The organism is Ligilactobacillus agilis, assembly GCF_025311475.1.
GTDB lineage: Bacteria > Bacillota > Bacilli > Lactobacillales > Lactobacillaceae > Ligilactobacillus > Ligilactobacillus agilis.
Window position 1 is genome coordinate 407501 of the sequence record NZ_CP104397.1, and the last position, 22702, is coordinate 430202.

21 protein-coding genes and 5 tRNA genes (1 of these 26 only partly in view) are annotated in these 22702 nt (G+C 43.2%); 20 read left to right on the forward strand and 6 right to left on the reverse strand.

Annotated elements, in window-relative coordinates:
- The 12 genes from N4597_RS01890 to N4597_RS01945 form a co-directional block, all read left to right on the forward strand.
- Positions 1 to 49: transfer RNA gene (locus tag N4597_RS01890), tRNA-Glu, on the forward strand; it begins 23 nt to the left of the window's first position.
- 4 nt (positions 50 to 53) lie between these two features.
- Positions 54 to 126 (forward strand) — tRNA-Thr (locus N4597_RS01895).
- A gap of 152 nt (positions 127 to 278) precedes the next feature.
- Positions 279 to 1139 carry an aldo/keto reductase gene (locus N4597_RS01900; RefSeq protein WP_260904320.1) on the forward strand — a complete coding sequence of 287 codons (861 nt, stop codon included), beginning with the start codon at positions 279 to 281 and terminating at the stop codon, positions 1137 to 1139.
- Between the two features lie 88 nt (positions 1140 to 1227).
- Positions 1228 to 1440, forward strand: coding sequence for a MerR family transcriptional regulator (locus N4597_RS01905; protein WP_260905186.1), 213 nt, complete (start codon positions 1228 to 1230; stop codon positions 1438 to 1440).
- A gap of 33 nt (positions 1441 to 1473) precedes the next feature.
- A complete protein-coding gene (locus tag N4597_RS01910) occupies positions 1474 to 1599 on the forward strand; it encodes a hypothetical protein (RefSeq protein ID WP_260904322.1) in 126 nt (41 codons plus the stop codon).
- Positions 1600 to 1603: 4 nt separating this feature from the next.
- A complete protein-coding gene (locus tag N4597_RS01915; RefSeq protein ID WP_260904324.1) occupies positions 1604 to 2560 on the forward strand; it encodes an aldo/keto reductase in 957 nt (318 codons plus the stop codon).
- A 472-nt stretch (positions 2561 to 3032) separates the two neighbouring features.
- Positions 3033 to 4502 (forward strand): peptide MFS transporter, encoded by a 1470-nt coding sequence (locus tag N4597_RS01920; protein ID WP_050611796.1) that lies wholly within the window; start codon positions 3033 to 3035, stop codon positions 4500 to 4502.
- A 145-nt stretch (positions 4503 to 4647) separates the two neighbouring features.
- Positions 4648 to 4733: transfer RNA gene (locus N4597_RS01925), tRNA-Tyr, on the forward strand.
- 1 nt (position 4734) lies between these two features.
- Positions 4735 to 4806 (forward strand) — tRNA-Gln (locus tag N4597_RS01930).
- A gap of 77 nt (positions 4807 to 4883) precedes the next feature.
- On the forward strand, positions 4884 to 5678 hold the full coding sequence (gene proC / locus N4597_RS01935; protein WP_260904327.1) for a pyrroline-5-carboxylate reductase: 795 nt from the start codon (positions 4884 to 4886) through the stop codon (positions 5676 to 5678).
- Positions 5679 to 5742: 64 nt separating this feature from the next.
- On the forward strand, positions 5743 to 6876 hold the full coding sequence (gene nagA / locus N4597_RS01940) for an N-acetylglucosamine-6-phosphate deacetylase (RefSeq protein WP_167589289.1): 1134 nt from the start codon (positions 5743 to 5745) through the stop codon (positions 6874 to 6876).
- 20 nt (positions 6877 to 6896) lie between these two features.
- Positions 6897 to 7598, forward strand: a complete 702-nt coding sequence (locus tag N4597_RS01945) for a GntR family transcriptional regulator (RefSeq protein ID WP_056976354.1) — start codon at positions 6897 to 6899, stop codon at positions 7596 to 7598.
- Between the two features lie 43 nt (positions 7599 to 7641).
- On the opposite strand, the gene N4597_RS01950 is transcribed toward N4597_RS01945, so the two are convergent.
- A complete protein-coding gene (locus N4597_RS01950; protein ID WP_260904332.1) occupies positions 7642 to 8373 on the reverse strand; it encodes a WecB/TagA/CpsF family glycosyltransferase in 732 nt (243 codons plus the stop codon).
- Between the two features lie 112 nt (positions 8374 to 8485).
- Between N4597_RS01950 and nadE the strand changes: the two genes are divergently transcribed.
- Positions 8486 to 9313: an ammonia-dependent NAD(+) synthetase gene (gene nadE / locus N4597_RS01955; protein WP_167589288.1), complete on the forward strand. Its 828-nt coding sequence runs from the start codon at positions 8486 to 8488 to the stop codon at positions 9311 to 9313.
- Positions 9314 to 9369: 56 nt separating this feature from the next.
- Here nadE and recQ read toward each other — a convergent pair whose 3' ends face one another.
- Positions 9370 to 11142 (reverse strand): DNA helicase RecQ, encoded by a 1773-nt coding sequence (gene recQ, locus N4597_RS01960; protein ID WP_260904334.1) that lies wholly within the window; start codon positions 11140 to 11142, stop codon positions 9370 to 9372.
- A gap of 97 nt (positions 11143 to 11239) precedes the next feature.
- Here recQ and N4597_RS01965 point away from each other — a divergent pair, with 97 nt between their 5' ends.
- From N4597_RS01965 to N4597_RS01995, 7 genes are all read left to right on the forward strand, one after another.
- On the forward strand, positions 11240 to 13423 hold the full coding sequence (locus N4597_RS01965) for a Tex family protein (protein ID WP_260904336.1): 2184 nt from the start codon (positions 11240 to 11242) through the stop codon (positions 13421 to 13423).
- Entirely contained in the window at positions 13416 to 13865 is a 450-nt protein-coding gene (locus tag N4597_RS01970) for a SprT family protein (RefSeq protein WP_260904338.1), read from the forward strand. Before N4597_RS01965 ends, N4597_RS01970 begins: the two co-directional genes overlap by 8 nt.
- A gap of 50 nt (positions 13866 to 13915) precedes the next feature.
- Positions 13916 to 14000, forward strand: a tRNA-Leu gene (locus N4597_RS01975).
- A 71-nt stretch (positions 14001 to 14071) separates the two neighbouring features.
- Entirely contained in the window at positions 14072 to 15040 is a 969-nt protein-coding gene (locus N4597_RS01980) for a beta-ketoacyl-ACP synthase III (RefSeq protein WP_260904339.1), read from the forward strand.
- A 148-nt stretch (positions 15041 to 15188) separates the two neighbouring features.
- Complete coding sequence (locus tag N4597_RS01985) at positions 15189 to 15794, forward strand: DUF3841 domain-containing protein (RefSeq protein WP_260904341.1); 606 nt, start codon at positions 15189 to 15191, stop codon at positions 15792 to 15794.
- 37 nt (positions 15795 to 15831) lie between these two features.
- Positions 15832 to 16734, forward strand: a complete 903-nt coding sequence (locus N4597_RS01990) for an abortive infection family protein (protein WP_260904342.1) — start codon at positions 15832 to 15834, stop codon at positions 16732 to 16734.
- A 55-nt stretch (positions 16735 to 16789) separates the two neighbouring features.
- Positions 16790 to 18079, forward strand: coding sequence for a bacteriophage abortive infection AbiH family protein (locus N4597_RS01995; protein ID WP_260904343.1), 1290 nt, complete (start codon positions 16790 to 16792; stop codon positions 18077 to 18079).
- A gap of 249 nt (positions 18080 to 18328) precedes the next feature.
- Here the strand turns inward: N4597_RS01995 and N4597_RS02000 are convergent, their stop codons facing one another.
- From N4597_RS02000 to N4597_RS02015, 4 genes are all read right to left on the reverse strand, one after another.
- Positions 18329 to 18529: a hypothetical protein gene (locus tag N4597_RS02000; protein WP_260904344.1), complete on the reverse strand. Its 201-nt coding sequence runs from the start codon at positions 18527 to 18529 to the stop codon at positions 18329 to 18331.
- 246 nt (positions 18530 to 18775) lie between these two features.
- Positions 18776 to 19366: a hypothetical protein gene (locus N4597_RS02005; RefSeq protein ID WP_225439506.1), complete on the reverse strand. Its 591-nt coding sequence runs from the start codon at positions 19364 to 19366 to the stop codon at positions 18776 to 18778.
- A 167-nt stretch (positions 19367 to 19533) separates the two neighbouring features.
- A complete protein-coding gene (locus tag N4597_RS02010) occupies positions 19534 to 19881 on the reverse strand; it encodes a hypothetical protein (protein ID WP_101811437.1) in 348 nt (115 codons plus the stop codon).
- Between the two features lie 165 nt (positions 19882 to 20046).
- The gene (locus N4597_RS02015) at positions 20047 to 22026 is read right to left on the reverse strand and encodes an AAA family ATPase (protein WP_260904349.1); all 1980 of its coding nucleotides are present in this window, start codon (positions 22024 to 22026) and stop codon (positions 20047 to 20049) included.
- Positions 22027 to 22702 lie beyond the last annotated feature (676 nt).

Genomic DNA, 22702 nt, shown 5'->3' on the forward strand with positions numbered 1-22702 from the left:
ACACCGCCCTTTCACGGCGGTAACATGGGTTCAAATCCCGTACGGGTCATTAGGCCGGCTTAGCTCAGCTGGTAGAGCATCGGTATCGTAAACCGAGGGTCACAGGTTCGAATCCTGCAGCCGGCATCCTTATATGTTGGCTATGCCTTGGTTAAAAGTGGAGTTACATTACGTAACTCCACTTTTTTTGTTTTTGACTAGTGCTTTTTACTTGACTTCAAGTTAACTTTAAGTTTTATCATTAAGTAGTAAATTAATGATGAAAGGAAGCGCTAATGATGCAAAAATTGACAAGTTTAACTTCAGACTTAAAACTAAGTAACGGAGTTACCATTCCTGGTTTAGGCTATGGGACCTACCAAACTCCCCCTGAAGATGCCTACCGTGCGGTTACTGATGCGTTAGCAGTTGGTTATCGGCACATCGATACAGCGGCTCGTTACGGAAATGAAAGTGGTGTTGGTCAAGCTGTTAAAGATAGTGGGTTAAAGCGTGAAGAAGTCTTTATCACCAGCAAATTGTGGAACACAGAACGTGGTTATGATAAGACTATGGCTGCCTTTGAGAAGACTTTAGCAGAATTAGGGACCGATTACCTTGATCTTTACCTAATTCACTGGCCAGCTAATGAAAAGCAATTTGGCCAAGAGGCTGCTGCTTTGAATTTAGATACTTGGCGGGCATTTGAAGACCTCTATAAAGCAGGTAAGATTAAGGCTATCGGGGTATCTAACTTTATGCCTAACCACTTGGAAGCTTTATTAGCACAGGCAAAAATTAAGCCAATGGTAAACCAAATTGAAGTTCACCCAGGTTGGCCTCAAACAGAGGCAATTCGTTATTGCCAACGTAATGATATCTTAGTGGAAGCCTGGGCGCCATTGGGAGAAGCGGCCGCTTTAAGTAACCCGGTTTTGGCTAAAATTGCTGCCAAATACGACCATACTCCAGCTCAAGTTTGCTTACGTTGGGAAATTCAACAAGGAATCTTACCATTGCCTAAGTCAGTTCATAAGGAAAGGATGGCAGAAAACACCAAGTTATTTGACTTTGAACTAACGGAAGATGAAATGGATATTATCGGTGCCTTACGTAACTTAGGGGGGCAATGCAAGGTGCCAGATCAGGTAGATTTTTAAGATGATTGCCGAGGAAAAATACTATCGGATTGGTGAGGTGGCCGAGTTATACAACCTAACTACCCCTACAATTTGATTTTACGAAGAAATTGGCCTCTTTCCCAACTTAAAGCGTTCAGCCGGTGGCTTACGGATGTTTTCTGCAGAAGAGTTGGCCTGTATCGAAGACGTGGAGTGTTTGAAGAAAACGGGCATGCCCCTAAAAGATATTGCTGATTATATTAAGTGGAAGCAAGCAGGCGACAGTAGTCTGTTGCAGCGATTAGAATTGATTAAGAGGCAAAAGCAAAGTCTAGAGTAAAATATTTTCGATTTGCAAAGAGAGTTAGAGAAATTGAAATATAAAGAATGGTACTATCAAGCGGCGGTTGCGGCCGGGACGGAAGCTATCTTTAGTGCCGATTGTGATAGCGAGTATTACCACCGGGCCCACCCCGATGAAGTAGTAAGTGAGGGATGATATTATGCGTGAAATTTCTTTAGGAAATGGTGAAATTAAAGCATCGCAGGTTGCATTAGGAATTATGCGGATGGGTGCTAAATCAGTTACAGAAGCTCAAAATATTTTAGAAACAGTGGCTGACCAGGGATTAAACTTCATTGATTCAGCTGATATTTATCATGACGGGCACTCTGAAGAAGTCTTTGGGCAGGCTTTAAAGCAATCAAGCCTTAAGCGCGAAGACTTAATTATCCAGTCAAAGGCGGGCATTGTCTTAGAACACTCTAGAACCACCGCTGATGGCCTGGTTTTTGGCAAGCGCTATGACTTTTCCAAGGAGCACTTGCTAACGGCGGTCGACGGTATTTTGAGCCGCATGGGGCTCGATTACTTGGATAGTTTCTTGCTTCACCGGCCGGATCCTTTGATGGAAGTTGATGAGGTAGCGGAGGCCTTTAACCAACTACAAGCTAGTGGCAAGGTCCGGGCCTTTGGGGTTTCTAATTTTAACTCCCGGCAAATTGACTTACTGCAAAGTGCGGTGGATCAGAAATTGATTATCAACCAAGTGCAGTTGGGTTTGAAGCACACCCCGTTGATTGATCAAGGAATTTTTGTTAACCGCTTTGAAGACGAAGCAAGCGACCGGACCGGGGGTATGCTTGAGTATGCTCAGCAAAATAAGATTACCCTGCAGGCTTGGTCACCTTACCAATATGGGATGTTTAAGGGGGTCTTCATCGACAACCCTAAGTTCCCAGAGTTAAATCAGGTCTTACAAACGGTAGCTGCTAAGTACGGAGTAACTAAAAATGCGATTGCTACGGCTTGGATTACCCGCTTGCCCCAAGATATTCAAGTTATCTTGGGTTCGATGAATCCAGTGCACTTAAAAGAAAGTCTGGCCGGAGCTGACATTAGGCTAACAAGACAAGAGTGGTATGACCTCTACTTGGCGGCTGGACACCAACTTCCTTAATTAAGAACTAGATTAAGGGTCCTTAAAAATTAGCTCCAAGAGCAAGTAAATAAATAAGGATTTATTTTTAAATTTAAGGAACTAGGGCGTAAAAAACGTTTTTTAGCGACGTTTTCGCGCTTTAGTTCCTTTTTATTATGGGTTAACGATGAGTTTAAACTAAAAAAATGAAAGAGTTTTCTAATTGATTGTTTGCAATTCTATCTGTGATAACTTAGATAAGATGGGGCTCGGATGAAAAATTTTAATTTTTACTGAGAAAGTCACAGTTAATTAAATTGTTTTAGCGAGATTTACATGAGTTACTAATTAGGAAAAAGCCCTGTTTATTGACGCTATCCTTATAAAAAACTATAATTATTAATGTTGCTTATAATTTTAATATGATTGACCCATCATTTTAATATTTAAGTTAGATATAACGGATTTAGTAATTAAACATGACTAAATCAAGATTTGGAGGAATTTTTCCATGAATGATAACACTAAGGAAGCAACCTTTTTAGGTCATCCGCGTGGTTTATCAACCCTCTTTTTCACAGAAATGTGGGAAAGGTTTTCATACTATGGAATGCGGGCCATCTTACTTTACTACATGTATTATGAAGTATCGAAGGGTGGACTTGGTATTCCACAGGCAACAGCTGCTTCAATTATGTCGATTTACGGTTCATTAGTTTACCTATCAAGTACGATTGGTGGTTTTATTAGTGACCGCATCTTAGGGAGTCGCCGGACCGTCTTTATCGGGGGCGTACTTATTATGTTTGGGCACATTGCCTTGGCAACACCATTTGGTAAGACGGCCTTATTCATCTCAATTGCTTTAATCGTGATTGGGACCGGGTTATTAAAGCCAAACGTTTCTGAAATGGTCGGGGGGCTTTACTCCGAAGAAGATCCTAAGCGGGATGCTGGCTTTAGTATTTTTGTGTTTGGGATTAACTTAGGGGCCTTTATCTCCCCAATCATCGTTGGTTATTTAGGTCAAAATGTCAACTTCCACCTCGGTTTTTCTTTAGCCGCAATTGGGATGTTCTTTGGCTTAATCCAATACACATTGGATGGAAAGAAGTACCTTTCCAAGGATAGCCTTTATCCAACCGACCCATTGGAACCCCATGAATTTAAGAGCTTAGCTAAGAAAGTAACTATCGGGGTAGTAGCCATTGCTTTGATTTTATTCATCATGTCACTCTTTGGTATGTTGACTATCTTAAATGTAATCAACCTCATTACCATTCTAGCGGTCTTAATTCCAATCTACTACTTTGTAGCGATGTTAAGTAGCCGCAAGATTACTAAGAAGGAACGCTCTCGGGTGCTAGCCTACATTCCGCTCTTCATCGCCTCAATTCTCTTTTGGTCGATTGAAGAACAAGGTTCAGTCGTATTAGCCTTGTTTGCGGAACAACAAACGAGACTGCACATCTTGTCTTGGTCATTTCCAGCAAGTATTTTCCAAAGCATGAACCCACTCTTTATCATGCTGTACGTTCCATTCTTCGCCTTTCTATGGACTAAGTTAGGTAGTAAGCAACCATCATCTGCGGCTAAGTTTGCTTACGGGCTCTTCTTTGCCGGCATCTCATTTTTGTGGATGATGTTACCAGGAATGTTATTTGGAACCGGTGCTAAGGTAAGTCCATTCTGGTTGATTATCAGCTGGGCCTTAGTAATCGTTGGGGAAATGTTAATCTCACCAATTGGTTTATCAGTAACGACCAAATTAGCCCCTAAGGCCTTCCAATCACAGATGATGAGTATGTGGTTCATCAGTGACGCGGTTGCGCAAGCTTTCAACGCCCAATTAGTAAGGTACTACTCTACTAAAACTGAGGTAGCTTACTTTGGGTCCGTGGGGGTAGCAACCATCGTCTTTGGTTTAATTCTCTTAGCCTTTGTGCCTAAGATCAAAAAATTAATGGAAGGTGTCAACTAGCCTTGCATAAGTCGTCCTCCTAGTGAGGGCGACTTTTTTGGGCTAAATAACTTTTTTTGAATTTTTTTAGAAAAAAGCTTGCAACTTTTGGTTAAAGCGTGTATGATAATTGAGTCGGGTAATTAAGCCGATAACTTAACAAGATGGAAGGGTAGCGAAGTCTGGCTAAACGCGGCGGACTGTAAATCCGCTCCTTCGGGTTCGGTGGTTCGAATCCACTCCCTTCCACCATTGGGGTATAGCCAAGCGGTAAGGCAACGGTTTTTGGTACCGTCATGCGCTGGTTCGAATCCAGCTACCCCAGTCACTAAGGTCGTAGTTTTAACTGTTTAGTTGGAACTGCGGCTTTTTTTAATATCAATAAGTTAGGTGGTATGGCTAATGGAATTAGGTTTTATCGGCTTAGGAAATATGGCCAAGGCAATTATTGCTGGTTGGCTGGCTTCGGATGCAGGGCTAGCAACTAAGATTAAGGTGCACAGTGCACATAAGAGTAACTATGAAACTTACGCTAAAAAATGGGGGCTAACAGCTTGTGCTAGCAATAAAGAGGTGGTCACTAACAGTGACTTCATCTTCTTAGCGGTCAAACCCTTCTTGTTAGCGGAGGTCTTAAAGGAAATCAAACCGGCTTTAACTGAAAATAAGGTGCTGGTGTCGATGGCAGCCGGGGTCTCACTTGCAGACATCGCTGCTGTGGTTGGACCTAGCGTCAAGTTGATTCGAATTATGCCCAACGTTAACGCGGAAATTTCCATGGGCATGACCGCGCTAGTGGCTAATGAAAAGGTTAGTCAAGCTGAGTACCAAAAGGTGGAAGCATTAATGGCAAGTGAAGGGGAAGCCTTGGCGGTAGCGGAAAAAGACTTTAGCATCTTCTCAGCTTTGGCCGGGTGCGCGCCAGCTTACGTTTACTACTTCATTGACGCCTTATCACGGGCGGGGGTAAAGCACGGCCTAAAGAAGAGCGAGGCAACCAAGATTGCGGCCCAAACGGTCCTGGGGAGTGCCCAAAAGGTCCTAAGTGGTAGCTTAAGCCCAATGGATATGGTCGACCAGGTTTGCTCACCAGGTGGAACCACGGTTGCGGGGCTACTGGCAATGGAAGAGGCTGGCTTTATGACGGCGGTTGTTAAGGGGATTGATGCCGCTGTGGCCAAGGATCAAGGAAAGTAACTTGCAATTTTGGTCTAGACCTTTTAAGATAGAAGAGTAAACTTACTATAAGGTGGCGGTTAAAATGGCAACGGTTTTAAAGCATGCTAAGATTTATACAGGTACGGAGGTAATCGCGGATGGTTACATTCGCTTTGACAAGGAGATTCAAGCCCTTGGTCCGGTTAGCGACTACCAGGTAGCTAGCGGTGACCAGGTGGTTGATTTGGCGGGCAAGGTGATTGTTCCTGGCTTTATCGACGTTCACTGCCATGGGGGCTATAGCTTTGATACCATGGATGGGGATGCAGCTGGTTTGGATGAAATGGTAAACGATATGGTCAAAGATGGGGTGACCACCATTTTTCCAACGACGATGACCCAATCTCCGCAAAATATTAAGCAGGCCTTAGAGGCGGTAGCTAAGGTGGCTAAGCAAAATCCGGTTATTCAAGGGATTCACCTTGAAGGTCCGTATATTTCACCGGTATTTAAGGGGGCACAACCAGAAGAGTATATCAAGGCCCCTGACGTTAAGCAGATGGCAGAATGGAACCAGGCAGCTAACCATTTGATTCGCTTGGTAACGTATGCGCCAGAGCACGAAACGGCCCGTGAATTTGAAGAGTACTGCCTGGCTAATAAGATTGTCCCCTCAGTCGGACACAGTAACGCGACTAGGGAGCAAATGCACGCCTCCAAGGCTAGCCACGTGACCCACTTGTATAATGCCCAACGGGAATTTAAGCACAGGGAACCGGGGGTAACGGGCCATGCCATGTTAGAAAATGACATGTACTGCGAATTAATTGCCGATGGCTTCCACGTTTGTCCGGATATGATTAAGTTGGCCTATGAATTAAAGGGAGCCGATAAGTTGGAACTGATTACGGACTCGATGCGGGCTAAGGGGATGCCTGAAGGAATTTCTGAATTAGGCGGTCAAAAGGTAATCGTCAAGGATAAACAAGCCCGCCTGGAAAGTGGAAACTTAGCCGGTTCCGTTTTGACCTACGATGACGCCTTCGTTAACATCATGAAGTTCACGGGTTGTAGCGTCCAAGAGGCAATTAAGATGTCATCACTTAACCAGGCCAAGGAATTTGGGCTTAGCCAAAAGGGTAGCCTAGAAGTTGGCAAGGATGCGGACTTAAACGTCTTTGACTTCGATTGGAACTTAAAGGCGACCTACTCATACGGGCGTTTGTTTCAGAAATAAGCTTTAAGAAAGGACGAGCAATGGGATCACCACGGTATATTAAGATTCATAATGAGATAAAACAGATGATTGAAGCAGGTAAGTGGCGGGTAGGTGATCGCATCCCGTCCGAACGGGTTTTGGCCCTAGAGTTTGACGTCAGCCGGATGACCTTACGCCAAGCGGTTCAAACCTTGGTTGACGAAGGGATTTTGGAACGGCACGTGGGCTCTGGCACTTACGTCAGCCGCCAACGGGTGCAAGAAAAAATGTCTTCGGGGGTTACAAGCTTTACGGAGTTAACCGAGGCCCAGGGCAAGGTGCCGTCTAGCAAGACGGTGACTTATAAGGTGGCGACGCCTTCTTTGAGCGAGCTTGAAAAACTCCACCTAAAGGAAGGAGCAAAGGTCTTGCGGATGGAGCGGATTCGCTATGCCGATGGGCGGCCAATCTGCTTTGAGGTGGCTACCGTTCCTTACGATTTGGTTGCAAACTATGGGCGCGAAGAAATCACCGCCTCGCTTTACCGGACCTTAGAGGCTAACGACTTACAGATTGGTAAAGCTCAGCAGACGATTTCGGCCATGCTTGCCTCGGAGCGAATTGCAGAGTACTTAGAGTTAAAGCGGGGGGCAGCCATCTTAAGGTTGCGGCAGGTAACCTTTTTAACCGACGGGCGTCCGTTTGAATACGTTCGGACCCAGTATGCCGCTAACCGCTTCGAATTTTACTTAGAAAAATAAGCTAACTAAGCGCCTTAACCAGAACTTGGCTAAGGCGCTTAGTTTATTTTTTAATTAGGGCGTAACGATAAACCAACAGTAGGTACTTGGGCAAGGCGAGCATCCTAACAAAGCGGCTAGGTTCCTTTAGGAGGCGGTAGAGCCACTCGATATGGTGGTTAACCCAAAAGGCTGGGGCCCGCTTGACGTGGCCGGCTACGACGTCAAATGAGCCGCCCACCCCCATCCAAATGGCATCCGCAACCTGCCGGTGGTTAGCAATAAAAAGTTCTTGCTTGGGAAAGCCTAAAGCCACAAAGACAAAGTCGGGCTTAGCTTGCTTGATGTCGTTAACGATTGGGCCTTCGTCTTGAAAGTAACCATCGTGGCTTCCGGCAATGACTAGGTCGGGGTAATTTTGGGCCAGCTTCTTTTTAAGGTCGGCTAAGACGCTAGGTTTAGCCCCTAAAAAGTAGACCCGCTTTTGGTTGGCGTTAGCCCAGTCAAGTAAGGCACACATGGTGTCGTAGCCGGTGATTCTTTCTGGTAGGGGGGTTTTTAAAATCTTAGCCCCCTTGATAATGCCAATTCCGTCCGCGGTGGTGTAGTCGCTACTCTTAATTGCGGCCGCTAACTGTGGATTTTGCTTAGCCGCCAGTACGATTTCAGGGTTGGCGGTAACAACGAAGCGATTCTTGTTTGCTTGACTGTCAGTTTTGAGCTGGGTTAAAAAGTCATGATTGGTGGTATTAATAAAGTCAACGCCTAAAACATTGACCGTTTGAAATTTAGCCATGGTAAACCTGCCTTTTAAAAATTTTCTCTGCATCCATTATACACTATCTTTTTTCAAGAAAAGAGCGTAAAATTGGGGATGATATAAAAGATGACATTAAGGGGTTTTTAGAATGCGACCTTTACAAGCAGAAATTATCAAGACCTTGCGTGTGCAAGCAGAAATTGACCCGCAAGCGGAAATTAGAAGATCAGTTGACTTTATGAAGGCCTACTTGAAGAAACATTCCTTTTTAAAGGCCTTAGTGCTAGGGATTTCTGGTGGCCAAGACTCTACCTTGGCGGGCAAGTTGAGCCAAATGGCCATCAGCGAGTTGCGCCAAGAAACCGGGGATTCGGATTATAAATTTATCGCCGTCCGCCTACCTTACGGGCAACAGGCAGACGAACAAGATGCCTTAGACGCCATCGAATTTATGCAAGCTGACCTGACGGTTAGGGTTAACATTAAGGAAGCGGCTGACCAAATGGTGGCGGCCCTAGAAGCAAACGGCTTAACCATCAGTGATTTTAACAAAGGTAATATCAAGGCCCGGCAACGAATGATTGCCCAATATGGGATTGCCGGCGCTTACCAAGGAGCCGTGGTTGGGACTGACCACGCTGCTGAAGCCATCACGGGCTTTTACACTAAGTTTGGGGATGGTGGCGCTGATATTACCCCGCTGTGGCGCTTAGATAAACGGCAGGGCCGGGCGATGTTAGAACTACTAGGCGCCCCAACTCACCTCTACCAAAAGGTTCCAACCGCCGATTTAGAAGAAGACCGGCCAGCCTTACCTGATGAAGTGGCCTTAGGGGTAACTTACGCTGACATTGACGACTACCTTGAAGGTAAGGACGTGGCTGTAGATGCGGCTGAAAAGATTGAAGCTTGGTATCAAAAGACAGAACACAAGCGCCACTTACCAATTACGGTTTACGATGAATTTTGGAAATAATTATGGATAAGTGCTAAAAACGGCTCAAGCTCCTGTTTAGGGGCTTGAGCCGTTTTTTAGGCTTGGTTTTGATAGGCGCGGATTTCAGCTAAGAAAAGTTGCCCGTACTTTGCCAGCTTAGCCTGGCCAATTCCTGAGATTGCCAGGAGGTCGTTGAGTCGCTTAGGTTTTAGCAAGCAAAGCTCCTCCAAGGTTTTGTCGGGGAAGATAACGTAAGGGGGAACTTCTTGTTTGAGGGCCAAGTCCAACCGGAGGTTGCGGAGCCGTTCGAATAAGGTCCGGTCAACGGCCTGGTTAGACTTAATGACCTTAGCCTTGGTAACCTTACGCTTGACGCCTTGTTTGCCCTTTAAAACTTGCACCCCTAAGGCGGTGATGGTAACGGTCGGATACTTACCGGCCGCAGTTTTTAGGTAGCCACTGGCCAGGAGGTAGTCGATTAAAGCTTCAATTTCTTTGAGACGTAAATCGTGCATGATGCCAAAGGTTGACAGGGCTTGGAGGTTAAACTGGGTAATCTTGCTAGCCGTGGAGCCAAAGAGGACCTGGGCGACGATTTTCTTACCGAAATTGCCACGCATGCGAACGACGCAGGAAAGAATCTTTTGGCTAGCCAGGGTGATGTCTTCTGATGCACGTTCGTCCGTACAGTTGCCACACTTCTGACAGGGCTCAGTTTCCTCGCCAAAATAGCGGACGATGAAGCGTTGGAGACACTCCTCGGTGTTAGCATAGTGGCTGACCGCTTGGAGCTTGTGGTACTGGATAGTTTGATAGTCGGCTTGGGCGTCGGAGTTATCAATAAAGAAGCGCTGGGTCATCATGTCTTGTTCGTGAAAGAGTAAGATGGCCTCACTAAGCAGGCCATCGCGTCCGGCCCGGCCCGCTTCTTGGTAGTAGGCTTCCAGACTGCCCGGGGCTTGGGCGTGGATGACAAAGCGGACGTTACTCTTGTTTATGCCCATTCCAAAGGCGTTGGTGGCGATGATAACGTTAACACGGTCGAAGATGAAGTCCTCCTGGGCTTGGTGGCGGGTTTCTTCAGACAAACCAGCGTGGTAGATAGCGACTTTTTGTCCGTGCTTACTTAAAAAGCTACCTAGTTGTTCAACCTTCTTTCTAGTGGCCGCGTAAATGATTCCAGCCTGGTGGGGGTTTTTACGCAGGTAGTTAAGGCAAAAGGTGTTAGCGTCTTGTCCCTTAGCGACCTTAAAGATTAGGTTAGGCCGGCTAAACCCGGTCTTGATAATCTGCTGTGGGTCAATTTGCATTTGCTGGCAGATGTCTTGGGCGACCTGGTCAGTTGCGGTGGCAGTCAGAGCCAAGGTGGGAAAGTCCTGTCCTAAAGTAGCTAGGCTAGCTTGTAAGTTTAAATAGCTGGGCCGAAAGTCATGGCCCCACTGGGAGATACAGTGGGCCTCGTCGATTGCGACTAGCGAGATGTTAAGGCTAGCCAACTCGTTTAGAAAGTGGGGGTTTTCCAAGCGCTCAGGGGCAATGTACAACAGCTTTAACTGGCCGGTCAGCGCTAGCGAGAGGTTATTTTGGATGCTGGCGTAATCGAGGCTACTGTTGATGAAGGCAGCCGGGATGCCGTTATCGTTTAAGGCGTCGACCTGGTCTTTCATGAGGGCAATTAAGGGGGAGATGACCAGGGTGATGCCAGGTAAGATTAGGGCCGGAATCTGATAACAAAGTGACTTGCCGCCACCGGTAGGCATGATGGCCAGAGTGTTTTTTTTAGCGAGAACCTGGTTAATAATTTCTGCTTGCCCGGGCCGGAAGTGGTCGTAACCAAAGTAATGTTTTAATGTTTCATTAGGTGTCATAAGCGTCCTTCTTTTATTTTTTTTACAGTTCCATTGTACCGTATTTTGAGCAAAAAATAGTATAATGATTACTGTGAATAACAAGGGGGGAATTTTTTTGGAAACAGCAGTCCTAAATGAAACGATTAAAGCTTTAAACTATCGCCCGCGGCAAGTGAAGGCTAGTTTAGAGCTACTAGCCGCTGGCAAGACGGTGCCATTTATCGCCCGCTACCGTAAGGAAATGACGGGCAGTTTGGACGAAGTGGCCTTAAGAGAAATCCAGGCGACCTACCACCAGCTAGAAAAGTTAAGCCAACGCAAGCAAGAGGTGTTAACAAAGATTGCCGCCCAGGAGAAGTTAACGCCCAAGCTAGCTGCAAAAATCAAGCAAGCCACCAGCCTGCAAGCAATCGAAGACCTATACTTACCCTATAAGCAAAAACGGCGGACCAAGGCGCAGATTGCAAAAGAACAGGGGTTAGCCCCCTTAGCTGCTGCCATTACCCGCTTTGAAAGCGACCAGGCTTTAGCTAAACTAAGCCACGACTTGCTAACAGAAGCAGTTACAGATGAGGCGGCTGCCTTTTTAGGGGCGCACGAAATTTTAGCGGAAGCCTTTGGAGAGGATGCCCGCCTGCGGGCTTGGGTCCGGCAAAAATTAAGCCGGCAGGGCCAAGTGGTGGCGAGCCTAAAAGACGAAAGCCAAGATGAAAAGGGCATTTACCAGGACTACTATGACTACGAACAGCCCCTAAAGAAGCTAGCCAGCCACCAGGTCTTGGCACTAGACCGAGGGGAACGCCAGGGGGTCTTAAAAGTTAAGCTGGTCTTAGACGAAGCCTACGTCTTAAATTACTTTCACTCCCAGTTTGTGGCTGGAAAACCTAGCGGAAAAGCCGCAAGCGAGATTCAAGCCGCCTATACTGATGCTTATAAGCGCTTCATCAAGCCGGCCATCGAGCGGGAAGTTCGCAAGCAGTTGACGGAGCAGGCGGCTAGCGAGGCAATCGAAGTTTTCGGGGCCAACCTCTATCATTTGCTGATGCAAGCTCCGCTTAAGGGCAAGGTTATCTTGGGGCTTGATCCGGGTTTTCGGACGGGCTGTAAGCTAGCCGTAGTTGATGCGACCGGGAAATTTTTGGCTAAGGCCGTGATTTACCCCCACGAAAAGGCCAAGGGTGCCCAGGCTAACCCTAAGCTAAGAGCAGAGGCTAAGCGAATTGTCACGGACTTAATCACCCGCTACCAGGTGGAAATGGTGGCGATTGGTAACGGGACGGCCAGCCGGGAATCGGAACAATTCATCGCCGAAGTTTTAGGGAAACTTACACAAACCGTTTACTATGTAATCGTTAATGAAGCCGGCGCCTCGGTTTACTCAGCCTCAGCCAACGCCCGGGCGGAATTTCCCGATTTAAACGTGGAGGAACGCTCGGCCATTAGTATTGCCCGGCGCCTGCAAGACCCGTTAGCAGAGTTAATCAAGATTGACCCGAAATCAATCGGGGTCGGTCAATACCAGCACGACTTGCCAGAAAAGCAGTTAGACGAAAAACTAGCGGCGGTAATTGAAACCGGGGTTAACCAAGTTGGGGTCAACCTTAACACGGCTAGTCCCGACCTGTTGACCCATATTTCCGGCCTCAATAAGACGATTGCCCAAAACATTGTCGCCTACAGAAACGAAGTGGGGGCCTTTAAGAGCCGGGCCGAATTAAAAAAGGTGGCCCGCCTAGGTCCACGGGCCTTTGAACAGGCGGCCGGATTCTTGCGGGTAATTTCGGGGACTAACCCCTTTGATAACACCGACATTCACCCGGAAAGCTATCCGCTTGCTAAGCAGTTGTTAGCCAAGGTCGGTTGTAGTACGGCCGACCTTGGTAGCGAGCTTTTGAAGGCCAAGCTAGCTCAGCTGGACTTAAAGGAAGTAGCCAGTCAGTTTAATGCCGGTTATGAGACCCTAAAAGATGTTGCCTTAAGTTTAGAAAAACCCGGCCGGGATTTGCGTGACACCATGCCGGCGCCCTTATTACGCCAAGACGTTTTAAAGATTGAGGACTTAAAGAGCGGGATGAAGTTAGAGGGGACCGTCAGAAACGTGGTTGACTTTGGTGCCTTCGTAGACATCGGGGTTAAGCAAGACGGGTTAGTGCACATTTCCAGGATGAGTAAGCGTTACGTCAGCAAGGCCGCCGAAGTGGTAGCCGTTGGTGATATCGTCACCGTCTGGATTGAAAGCGTGGACTTAAAACGGCAACGAATCCAGTTATCCATGCTACCGGTGGCTAGCGATGACTGATGAAGAATTGCAAGCGTGGGTGCAGGCTCTTTCCCAGACGGCCTTTTCAATGGACTTTAGCCACCGTGCCTACTTTAACGCCCGCTTACGTACCACCGGTGGTCGCTACCGCCTAGCGGACCACAATATTGAGATCAACCCCAAGATGTTAGGCTATGGTAAAGAGGTGGTGGCCGGCATCATTAAGCACGAGTTGTGTCACTACCACCTCCATTTGGCTGGGCTAGGTTACCGCCATAAGGACCGGGACTTTAAGCGCCTGTTAGCCAAGGTTGGGGGTAGTCGCTATGCCCCGGCTGCGCCTAAGCAACGAAAGTATCACTACCAGTGCACCAACTGTCAACAAGACTATTTCCGCCAGCGGCTAGTGAATACAGACAAATATGTCTGCTCCAAATGTCATGGGCGCTTAGCCTTAGTTGGGTTCGCACAAAAAAATTAAAAAAAGACTTGCCCAAAGTTTAACGCTCTGCTATAATTAATTCTGTTGTCGCGGGTATGGCGGAATTGGCAGACGCGTCAGACTAAGGATCTGGTGAGCATTGCGCTCGTGATGGTTCGAATCCATTTACCCGCATTATTGATTTTGTAAGAGGCCGGCTTGTTCGGTCTCTTTTTTTAGCTAATATCAAAAGAGGTGACCCATCAGTGTCAAAGAAAATTAAGCTGCTAGCAACCGCTGGTTATTTACCGGCAACGGTAGTAACCAATGATGATTTAAGTCAGATTATGGAAACATCCGATGAGTGGATTGTCGCCCACACCGGCATCAAGACCCGGCGCTATGCCTTAGGCGAAAACACTTCTGACCTGGCTACTAAGGTAGGAAAAGAATTGTTAGCCAAGGCTAACCTAGCCGCCACGGATATTGATTTGATCATTGTGGCGACGATTACGCCGGATGCCCTCACGCCTTCCACGGCCGCCATCGTCCAAGCCAACCTCAAGGCCCAAAACGCCTTTGCCTACGACCTGTCGGCCGCCTGTGCCGGCTTCATCTTTGCTTTGGCCACGGCCGAAAAGTTCTTGCAGGCCGGCACCTACCGCCGGGCGCTTGTGATTGCAGCCGAGACCAATTCCAAGATGATGGACTTTACCGACCGGACCTCGGCCGTCTTCTTCGGCGACGGGGCCGGTGGCGCCTTGCTTGAAGCAAGCGACGCGGGCTCTTCCGTCTACTTAGCCGAAAAATTGGTAACCCAGGGTAACAAGGAGGTCATCCACAGTGGCCGCATTGCCCCTCTATCCGCCGTGGCCGCCACCAACTATCCCAAGACCGATGCCTTCTACCAAGACGGCCGGGCCGTTTACCAATTCGTCACCACTACGGTCATCGCCCACATCAAGGACTTCTTGGCCCAAAATAACCTCAAGCCAAGTGAGTTAGCAATGGTCATCACCCACCAAGCCAACCTCCGCTTAATCGAAGCAATCGCTACGGACCTAGACCTACCTTTGAGCAAGTTTGCCCAAGACGTCGTTGAGGCCGGCAACACTTCGTCGGCCGGCATCCCGCTAGCCTTAGCCAAGGCCCACGCCGCCGGTCTTCACGGCAAGGTCCTCCTATGTGGCTTTGGCGCCGGCCTCGCCTACGGCTCCATCCTGCTTGACTTATAGGAAACAGCAAGGACATTCCCAGTTAAACACCAGTCGCAGTTAGTTAGCTGCGGCTTTTTTTGTGGGCAAAAAGGGTCAAACGCATAATATTGAACAAATGTTCATTGTATTTTATAATAACAAAGAACTTAAGTTTGTGGAGGCTAATATGATTATTTGGACAATCCAACCCTACAGTGTTTACCAGGAGCTAGTAGCTAAGGGCCAGTTTTATTGTGACCCCAACAAGTCTTGCAACTTAAAGGAGTCTGACTTTCAAGCCGCCTATGCCTGGATGATTGCACAGCTGAAGGCTAAAGTCGGGCGACCACCTAATGACCAAATCCAAACCTCCATCTGGGCTTGGTATCGTGCCCGGGCCTTCTCCCATACCCGCCCCGACTTTCGTGAGCACCGCGACTATGCCGACCAAGTCTGCCTGGAACTCGAACTTGACGACAGCCAAGTTCTCCTAAGCGATTTTGACAGTTGGCACTTCGTCTTAGGCGATAGCTACTTTGCTCCCGCCAGTAACGAACAAGAATGGGAGAAACTAAACGCTTGGTTCGATGGCCTCACAAAAAAGGACCAACAAGCAGTCAAGGAAGCCTCCTTGCAACAAATCTTCGATATCACCCCTAGCCACGATCCCTGGACCCTAAACGGCGCCTACGTCCAAGCCTGCTTTTGGCAGCTAGAGTTGTCCCAAGTCCGCAGAGTCTGGCGCATGAAGAAGGGGGAGAAGGTAAGGGAGCTGGATGTAGGAAGTGTGTAATGGAAGTATATTTAAAGTAGTTAGAAAGGAAGTCAATATGAATTTAGATGATTATAAGTCGCTAAAAACTAAAGAAATAGTTGCTGTATTAGATGGTGATGAAGAATTTGGTGATTTCAATTCTAGGCAAAAAATGTCAATGCCGTATTTAAGTGGTCCTGCTATTTGTGATGTAGGTAAACGTTTTGGTTTAGCACTGGAGTATGAAGGTATGAAGTCTAGATGGTCATATATGTATGATTTGATAGACCTTGGTATTGGGTCAAGTAATATAAGTGATGTACTTTCTTACTTGTTCGACGAATCAAATTTTAGTAAATACATTCCAAGTTCTTTGACTAATGAGGAGTTTAAGAAATATTATAAAAGGTCTGTTGAATCAGCAATAGGTCGAATTAATAGTTTACTTCATTATAGCGGTAAGGAGCTAGTAATTAAGAACGATAAGGCAGTTCTTGTTTCAAGAAACAAAGAAGAAATAGAATTGTCGTTAAAAAATATACCTACAATAAATCGTGACTATATAAAAAGAGTAGCTGAAAATGCTATTGATAATATTGAACGTAGCAATTATGATAGTGCATTAACCCAAGCGAGAACCATTTTAGAAGAAACCTTTTGTTTTGTTCTTGAACAGAGAAATATTCAGGCAAACAATAAAGGAAATATCAAGAATCTTTATAAAGAAGTAAAAAATGAGTATAGAATGCATATTGATGAAAAAGCAGATAGACGAGTAAAGATGTTATTATCTGGGTTAGAGAATATTGTTTCAGCAGTTGCTGAAATGCGTAATAAAAGTAGCGATGCACATGGTGTTGGTGAGAATAGATTAACAATCGATAAGCACCACGCTCGCTTAGCTGTAAATTCTGCGACGACTATGGCAGATTTTATTTTATCAGTAGAGAAAAAAGCAAATGGTAAGCTTGACTATTAAACTAACTATATTATTGAAATTTAGTAACTAATATTGAGAAAGAAGATATGTAAATTTGAAACAATTAATTGTCTTAGGGAATGGTTTTGATTTGTCGTGTGGATTGAAGAGTTCATATTCAGACTTCTTCCTACAACGTTTCAGTGAACTATTTTGTGATGGTAAGGCTGAGAGTTTTAAAGAAATGAAAGAGAAATTAGAATTAAAGAGAAATAAAATTTTAAGGGATATCAACGAAATGACAAGAGATCCTTATTATACAATCTCCAATAGTTGTGATTATTTCAAACTTTGTTCTAAGAAATGGTGTAGTAATGATACATTAAATAGATGGGATGTAATTTTTTTATTTGCTCAAGTATGTATAGGAAAAGACATTAATTTGTATGAATGGCAAGATGTAGAATCTATAATTTATGAAGTAGTTTCTATTGTACTTACGACTTCTTTACAATTTAAGTCTAAAGTTTCGTATAAAGAGAGTGCAATAGTAGGTAAAGACAATGGTAAACAATTTTTTAATAAAATAGTTTCTCATATTTCGCGAATTGGAAAGAAAGGTGACGTTGCTGGAATGGCAACTGAACTTTTAAGTGAATTAAAAAAATTTGAAACGATTTTTGCTAAGTTTATAGAAGAGCAATTTGAGTTGAATAGAAATGATGAGTACATAAGTAATGCTGTAGATTTATTGAAAGGTATTTCTAGATACCTTCCTTACATGCAAATGGATACTAATGCTATAGAACAAATAGATGTGTTAAGTTTCAATTATTCGTTAGATGAAAATTTTAGAAGTGTTATAGAAGATAGTAGAATAAATTCTTGGTCTAATATTCATGGAGTAGTGAGCTTTAAAACACCAAATGCTATTAAAGATAAAACAGATTATAATAGAGATCTAGGATTACCAGCTCCCATTTTTGGAGTTGATAACCATGACATTGTAAATGAAACCAATGAAACGGATTTAAGAATTTCCTTTACTAAACCATATAGGGTAATTGAGAATAATGTAAACGGAATTAGAGAATCGACTGGATATGAAGGTGTAGATTTAATTTCAATATATGGGCATTCCTTAGGAAGAGCGGACTACTCTTATTTTGAGGCATTATTTGATGAGAATAACCTGTATCATTCAAATTGTAAAATAGAATACTATTATTATCAGGGAAAAGATGAAGAAACTAAAGTTATCAAACGACAAGAAGCTATTACTAAAATGTATAGTTTGTTGACTGATTACGGTACAACATTGAGTGACACACACGGTGGAAGTATTGTTAATAAATTAAATTTAGAGAATAGGCTCAGTGTAGTGCCAACAGAAGTGTTTTCGTAAAATTAGTGAGAGCATTTTTTGGCTTTGTTCAAAACTTAGGGTGCATTATTTTCAAAGGATTCTAAGAAATCAGTGTGTTTTTCTTAGAGTCCTTTTTTCTAAACTTCGATTCAGAAGTCTTTTACTTTGATTTATTTTTTAGAAGATTGTTCATAAAAAATGAAAAAACTCTAGATGCGAAATCGTTCACACTCAGAGTTTTGTGGAGATCCCATTTTTAAAGTATAGTTTTTATAGGGGTAACTTTTATTAGAAAAATGGTAATAAAACATTTATATCATTTAAATCACTATATAGAATAGCATTAGCAGAGCTTTTACCCCAATTTCTAGAACCGGCTTGTACAAGATCATCACGAAAAGCCCAACCTTCAATTTCTGCTGTGGTCCAAATATTTTTATTAGCGACACCGGCCTGAGTAGGAGTAGAAAATTTGCTATCCGGGAACAACTTGATACCAACATATATGTTCTTTAGTGGTGCCTAAATCAGAACTATTGACGGCTAAAGAGTTAGCAAAGTTAGAAAAAGTTATTAAGGATATGGGGGGAGCTACGTTTCGTTAAAGTGAATAGCTCCGATGATTTTTTGCTTGTTCGGTTTGAAAAATAACCCAAAGGAGTTGTTTTCCTTTGGGTTATTGTGGTGTAGTCACAAGCTAAAGTTTAATTTCAACTGTACGCTACTTTATTTATATTATGAAAAATAATCTGGATAATTATCATATTTAGCTAACTTTAATAGTCTTCGATCGTCGACTTCCTTTCCGCGTAAATAGAATCTTTTAAATGTATCAAAATCATCATGCTCAGCGTTTAAACCTGCTGCTGTGTAAGAAATGTGATTTGGACGTACTAGTCTGAACCTTGGATAAAATTTGTATTCCATATATGTTTCTCTGCTAGGCACATCACTTAAATATCCTTTTAACTTAACTTCAAAAGGATTTTGGCGTAAGTTGTTGATTAGTGAGAATAAAAAGATTGTATATGGTTTTAAGATGACTTCTTCTCTGCGAATGTCTTGATGTTTATACTCGAAACTAAAGTCATTTTTGAACATGTTTTCTGTAAAAATAGCAATAATTGCCAATTCGTAATCATTATCCCATAATAAGTTGGTTTTAAAGGTCAGCTTTAAGCCCATTCCGTCATCGCTTTTTACTTTGAATCCTGGATTTTCTTCCAACATTTTGCAGATGGTATACTCGTTGTCATGGTAAAAGGTGGGGTCGATTGTTAATTCGCCTTCATAATTAATAGTTGTATTTGTGAGTTTTACTTTCATTTGTTTAATCTCCTTTGTAAATCTAGCTCTGTCCCAAACTTTGGGGACATCTTTTTCCAATATTTTGATGCGAAAGTCTTTTGATATAATTTATTTTTTAGAAAACGAAAAAACTCCAGGTGCGAATCGGTCACACCCAGAGTTTTTTTGAGACTTGTAATGCTAAGCTATTTATGTTGATTATTGTATTCATCATCGGCTTTCCATTCAGCTAATGTTCTTCGATATGGATTACAAATATCTAGTATTTTATCAGCAATCCGTAAAAAGATATAAACAATTGCATAAAATGTTATTGTCACCCACAAAGGGTATAACCCAGTAACATCAAACTTACACTTCAAACCAACCCATAAGAATAATTGTACTATCCCTAATAGGATAAAGAACTTAGTACAATAATAAAAAAGAACAGTAAAAAATCTAAACTGTGCTTCATCACGCGAAATTAGTTGGGGTTCATAGTCTGCTAGTAATTTATCTTTTTTGTCAGTTTTTTTCTTCTTGTTAAACATATTAAATTCCTTCTTTCACAGATTTGAATATTTAGAATAGCAAGTTTATTTTCTTTTAGATTCCTTTTTAAAGATGTATATACATGATGGCGATTGAAGAAAATTACAACATTAATTTTAACACTATCGAACTTGCTATTTAAGTAATAAGTCTAGTTATGTTTTTTAATCAATCTGGTTGCAGTCTAAAGTGAAATCGACTTGCTTAAAAATGAGGTTTTCAAGATACTCATTGATGACCCGTTTAGCTGGCCGACCATTTTTTAGTGGATCATAGGTTTTATCAGCTAATTTTTGAATAGTGTTAGTTGCCTGAGTTGGAATTGCCCCAACAATGGTGACATTATCGTTTTTGGTACGTAAATGTTTCAATTGCTTAACTAGTTCTAATTGCAGAATCTGTTGATACTCTGCTTTAGTTAGGGGGTTGAAGTTGACAACGTGCTCCATTCGGTTAAGTAGTTCTGGTGAGAAATATTTACTTAGAATCCGGCTTAAATCTTGGTCTGCTAGTTTGCTTTCAACAAAGCCAATGTGTTTTTGTTCGTCCTTAAATTCTTCACTACCGGCATTAGAGGTGTGGATAACGATTGCCTGGCTGAAGTCCAATTGGCTCCCGTCGTTCATTCTAATATGACCTTCATCTAAGGCTTGCATGAAGATTTTTTGGACGGTTGGGTGGGCCTTTTCAAACTCATCTAGCAAGATGACTTGGTAAGGATTGCTTTTAAGGCTATCCAACGGCAAGACTTGTGCGGTTTTATCGTATTGATTAGGAATATTTCCAATCAGTTTATAAATGGAGTCGTCGGTAGAATATTCGGTCATATTGATGTTGATCAAACAGTCTTCTCGGTTAAGCAAGAATTTGGTCAAGATTTTAGCTGCCTGAGTCTTCCCGGTTCCACTAGGCCCAGCAAATAGCAGTGATTGTGGTCTACCACTGTGTCTAATGTTTAAAATCAATGATTTAACCACACTGAGCAACTCTTGCTTGGCTTTAACTTGGCCGATTAACTCTTTATTCAGTAGGCTCCTAAAGTTATTGAGATTTAGCTTTTGTTTAGCTGGCTTTTTCAATAACTTAGTCTCAATTTCCTTAATTTCTACTGAGTCTTTAGTTAACTGGATTGGACGTTCGTCTTGGTTAGCAAGTTTTTTGAAGTGGCTTAAAGCTAGAATTCTATCCAGGAGACTAATTGCCAAATCGGGTTGATTGCTAGCCAGGAAGATTTTATGCTTTTCCGATAAGTTAATAACCTGTTCTAAGAAAGCATCACTGAGGCTGGTATCATAACCGTAATAATCTTGGTATTGGGGAATTAACTTCTGTAAGACATTGAAGGTTTGTTCATGAGTTAATTCGGGTACATTGACTTCCGAGAATCTACGGTTAAAGGCGGGATTCTTTTGTAAGAAACGGTATTCCTGGGTAGTGGTTGAACCAATGATTTGAACCTTGCCATCGGTTAACAGTGGTTTGATTTGTTCAGCCACTTCGCTTAAATTACGGTTAGTGATTAATTGATGGATTTCATCAATATATAAAATTACTTGGTTAGCGCTATTTTGGAGGTAGGTAATAATTCTTTGCATCCTTTCTTCAAGATCCCCCCGGTATCTCGTACCAGCAAGTAAGCCACCTAGTTGTAATTCCGCAATGAATGTGTCATCGCCTAGAATTTTTTGTGGCATACTTTTATATAATTTAAGTTGTCTAGCAATTTCTTTGATAATTGCTGTTTTGCCTACACCCGTTGGACCGACTAGCATAATGTTGGAGTGATTTTTGGTTGAAAGGCCTTGTAAGATTTCTGAAATCACTTCATCGCGGAAAAAGACTACTGGTTTTTCTTCATTGAGGTTTTTGCCTAAGTCTGATAAACATTCTGGCAAGCCTTTTTCAATACTAAATGAGCCCATATCTCTGCGACGCTTGTTCTCTTTAATGTTTAATTCTTCCAATTGTTTAGGTGTTAGGACCTTTTTCAAATCCTCGTCGGTGAAGAGAGCGATGCTATCGTCGTTATTGTCAGTGCTGTTATCGTCATCGTCACTATCATCTTCTAAGGGTTCAATCCCTAAAAAGTTGAACATGTCGTCATCATTATTGTTATTATTATCGTTGGTAAAATTATCTGCCATTTTACTCACTCCTTGAAATTTATTTGCGGTAAAGTCTTTGAATTAAGTAACTTACCAAATACTATAAAACCGCCGGAACGGCGGTCTTAAGCATGGTTAGAAGACTTAAACAAAGTTTAATGAAAAACCTATATCAAGAACTTACTAGATACTATAAAACCACCCAAAGGGTGGTCTTAAGCAGGGCTAAAAGGTTTAAGCAAAGTTCAATGAAAAACGGTTATATCAAGTAACTTACTAAATACTATAAAACCGCCGGAACGGCGGTCTTAAGCACGGTTAGAAGATTTAAATCAAGTTCAATGAAAAACAGTTATATCAAGAACTTACCAGATACTATAAAACCACCCAAAGGGTGGTCTTAAATAGGGCTGAAAGATTTAAACAAAGTTCAATGAAAAACGGTTATATCAAGTGACTTACCAAATACTATAAAACCGCCGAAACGGCGGTCTTAAGCACGGTTAGAAGACTTAAACAAAGTTTAATGAAAAACCGTTATATCCATGGAAAACAGCTGTACTAAGGAATTACAAAACTCTAAAAAACCGCCCGGAAGGGCGGTAAAAACTAACGTAACAAAAAAACCACATAAAAGGTAGTTAGTAGCTACGTGTATTTCCCCCGCATAAATTAATCGGTCGAAAAAATATTTTGTTTAATAGCTAAAAAGAAA